General features: G+C 70.5%; 3 protein-coding genes. All 3 read right to left on the reverse strand.

All coding sequences use genetic code 11. The features are described from left to right. Positions 1-571 (reverse strand): imidazoleglycerol-phosphate dehydratase HisB (hisB, locus tag ACFTZB_RS44435; RefSeq protein WP_378442209.1); only part of this gene is annotated, 571 nt, incomplete at its 3' end. After that, a complete protein-coding gene (locus ACFTZB_RS44440; RefSeq protein ID WP_378442211.1) occupies positions 568-1710 on the reverse strand; it encodes a histidinol-phosphate transaminase in 1143 nt (380 codons plus the stop codon). The genes hisB and ACFTZB_RS44440, both read right to left, overlap by 4 nt. Continuing rightward, complete coding sequence (hisD, locus tag ACFTZB_RS44445; RefSeq protein WP_378442213.1) at positions 1707-3029, reverse strand: histidinol dehydrogenase; 1323 nt, start codon at positions 3027-3029, stop codon at positions 1707-1709. Before hisD ends, ACFTZB_RS44440 begins: the two co-directional genes overlap by 4 nt. Between the last annotated feature and the right edge of the window lie 178 nt (positions 3030-3207).

The raw sequence follows: 3207 nt of genomic DNA on the forward strand, positions 1-3207 counted from the left end.
CGGGTTCGACGGCCTCACGCAGTGCACGGGCGACGGCCTTGAACTCGGCCTCGGTGATGTGGTGCTGATCGCGCCCGTAGAGCACGCGCACGTGCAGGGCGATGCGCGCGTTGAGCGCGATCGACTCGAACACGTGCCGGTTGATCACGGTCGCGTACGGCACCCCCGGGTATCCGCCGATGACGGCGTGCAGCAGGTGCTCCGGTTCGCCGGTGTGGACGCAGTACGGTCGCCCGGACACGTCGACCGACGCGTGGGCGAGCGTCTCGTCCATCGGGATGAACGCGTCACCGAACCGGCGGATGCCCTTCTTGTCGCCGAGGGCCTGACCGAGCGCCTGTCCGAGCACGATCGACGTGTCCTCGACCGTGTGGTGCGCCTCGATCTCGATGTCGCCCTTCGCGTGGACGGTGAGGTCGAAACTCGCGTGGGAGCCGAGCGCGGTCAGCATGTGGTCGAAGAACGGAACCCCGGTGGAGACGTCGACGATGCCGGTGCCGTCGAGGTTCAGTTCGACGGTGATGCTCGATTCCTTGGTGGTGCGCTCCACGCGGGCGATGCGGTCGGTCATCCTCGGTCTCCTGAGCTGGTGAGTTCGGTGGCGGCGATCTCGTCGCTCGCCACGATGAAGGCGTCGTTCTCGGAGGCCAGCCCGACGGTGGCGCGCAGGTATCCGGGGATCCCGACGTCCCGGATCAGCACTCCGCGGTCGAGGTAGGCCTGCCAGGCGCGGGCACTGTCGGTGAACTCACCGAACAGGATGAAGTTCGCGTCGCTGGGGATGACGTGGAAACCCGTGTCCTCCAATGCCTTCGACACCCGCACCCGCTCCGCGGCGAGGGCGTGCACGCTGGCGAGCGTCTCGTTCGCGTGCCGCAGCGCCGCGCGGGCAGCGGCCTGGGTGACCACCGACAGGTGGTACGGCAGCCGGACCAGGAGCAGTGCCTCGATGAAGGCCGGTGCGGCCGCGAGGTATCCGAGCCTGCCGCCGGCGAACGCGAACGCCTTGCTCATCGTCCGCGACACCACCAGCTTCGACGGGTACTCGTCGAGCAGCGTCAGGGCGCTCGGCGCGTCGGAGAATTCGGCGTACGCCTCGTCGACGATCACGATGCCCGGCGCGGCGTCGAGGACCCGGCGCAGTTCCGCGATGCCGACGCTGTGCCCGGTCGGGTTGTTGGGGCTGGTGACGAACACGACGTCCGGCCTGCGTTCGGCGATCGCCGCGGTCGCGGCGTCCACGTCGAGCGCGAAGTCGGCGCGGCGGAAGATCGGCAGCCACTCGGTCTCGGTGCCGTCCGCGATGATCGGGTGCATCGAGTACGACGGCACGAAGCCCATCGCGCTGCGACCGGGACCGCCGAACGCCTGCAGCAGCTGCTGCAGGATCTCGTTGGACCCGTTGGCCGCCCACACGTTGTCGACCGTGACCGGCACCCCGGTCTGGCGGACGAGGTACGCGGCGAGGTCGGTGCGCAGCGCCACCGCGTCGCGGTCCGGGTAGCGGTGCAGTTCGCGTGCGGCCTCCCGCACGGACTCCGCGACGTCGTCGACGAGCGCCTTGGTCGGCGGGTGCGGGTTCTCGTTGGTGTTCAGCTGAACGGGGACCGTCAGCTGCGGTGCCCCGTACGCCGACTTGCCGCGCAGATTCTCCCGGATCGGCAGGGCAGCGACCCCGATCGACGAACCGGGCACGTTCGCGGCGGTCACCGCAGCGCCTCGAACCGCAGCCGCACGGCCTCACCGTGTGCGGGCAGGTCCTCGGCGTTCGCGAGCGTGATGACGTGACCGGAGACCTCCTTCAGCGCGGATTCGGAGTAGTCGACCACGTGGATGCCGCGCAGGAACGTCTGCACGCTCAGGCCCGAGGAGTGCCGGGCGCAGCCCGCGGTGGGCAGGACGTGGTTGGACCCGGCGCAGTAGTCGCCGAGGCTGACCGGCGCCCACGGCCCGACGAACACCGCGCCCGCACTGGTCACCTTCGCTGCGACGGCGGTGGCGTTCTCGGTCTGGATCTCGAGGTGCTCGGCGGCGTAGGCGTTGACCACCCGCAGCCCGGCCTCGACGTCGGAGACCAGGACGGTGCCCGACTGGGTGCCGGACAGCGCCGCGGTGACGCGCTCCTTGTGCTTGGTGATCTCGAGCTGCGCGGCCAGCGCGGTGTCGACGGCGTCGGCGAGTTCGACGCTGGACGTGACGAGCACGCTCGCGGCCATCACGTCGTGCTCGGCCTGGCTGATCATGTCTGCCGCGACGTGCACCGGGTCGGCGGTGTGGTCGGCGAGGATCGCGATCTCGGTGGGGCCCGCCTCGGCGTCGATGCCGACGAGGCCGCGGCAGAGGCGCTTGGCGGCGGTGACGTAGATATTGCCGGGGCCGGTGATGAGGTCGACGGGGGCGAGTTCGGCACCGTTCGTGTCGGTGCCGCCGTAGGTGAGCAGCGCGACGGCCTGACCGCCGCCGACGGCCCACACCTCGTCGACACCCAGCAGGGCGGCCGCGGCGAGGATCGTCGGGTGCGGCAGACCACCGAACTCGGACTGCGGCGGCGACGCCACCACGAGCGAGCGGACGCCGGCTGCCTGCGCGGGCACCACGTTCATCACGACGCTGGACGGGTAGACGGCGTTGCCGCCCGGGACGTACAGCCCGACGCGGTCGACGGGCACCCAGCGTTCGGTGACGGTGCCGCCCGGGACGACCTCGGTGGTGGTGTCGGTGCGGCGCTGGTCGGCGTGGACCTTTCGGGTGCGTTCGATCGCGACCTCGAGGGCGGCGCGGACTGCGGGGTCGAGTTCGTGGAGGGCGCGGTCCAGTTCGGCCTGGGGCACCCGCACCTGCGCGGGGCGGACGCCGTCGAACTTCTCACTGTATTCGAGGGCGGCGTCGGCGCCGCGTTCACGGACCGCCTCGACGACGGGGCGAACCTGATGCAGGACCGCGTCCACATCCACTCCACCTCGAGGAAGTGCGGCGCGAAGTTCGGCCGTGGAAGGGGTACGACCACGAAGGTCGGTGCGGGCGAGCATGAGAGGTCCTCTCTGCGACTGTCGGGACACGGTGTCTCGGACGAGCGGACTGTTCTGCGGAGAACAGGGCTCGACACCGATTATCCAGGATAGGCGCACCCCGTTTTCACCGGTCGGCGGCCGACCGGGTTTCACGTCGGCGGCTGTGCAAGCAACGGCACCCGCCGGCGTCGTGACG

Source organism: Rhodococcus sp. NPDC057014, from assembly GCF_042673295.1.
Lineage (GTDB): Bacteria > Actinomycetota > Actinomycetes > Mycobacteriales > Mycobacteriaceae > Rhodococcus_F.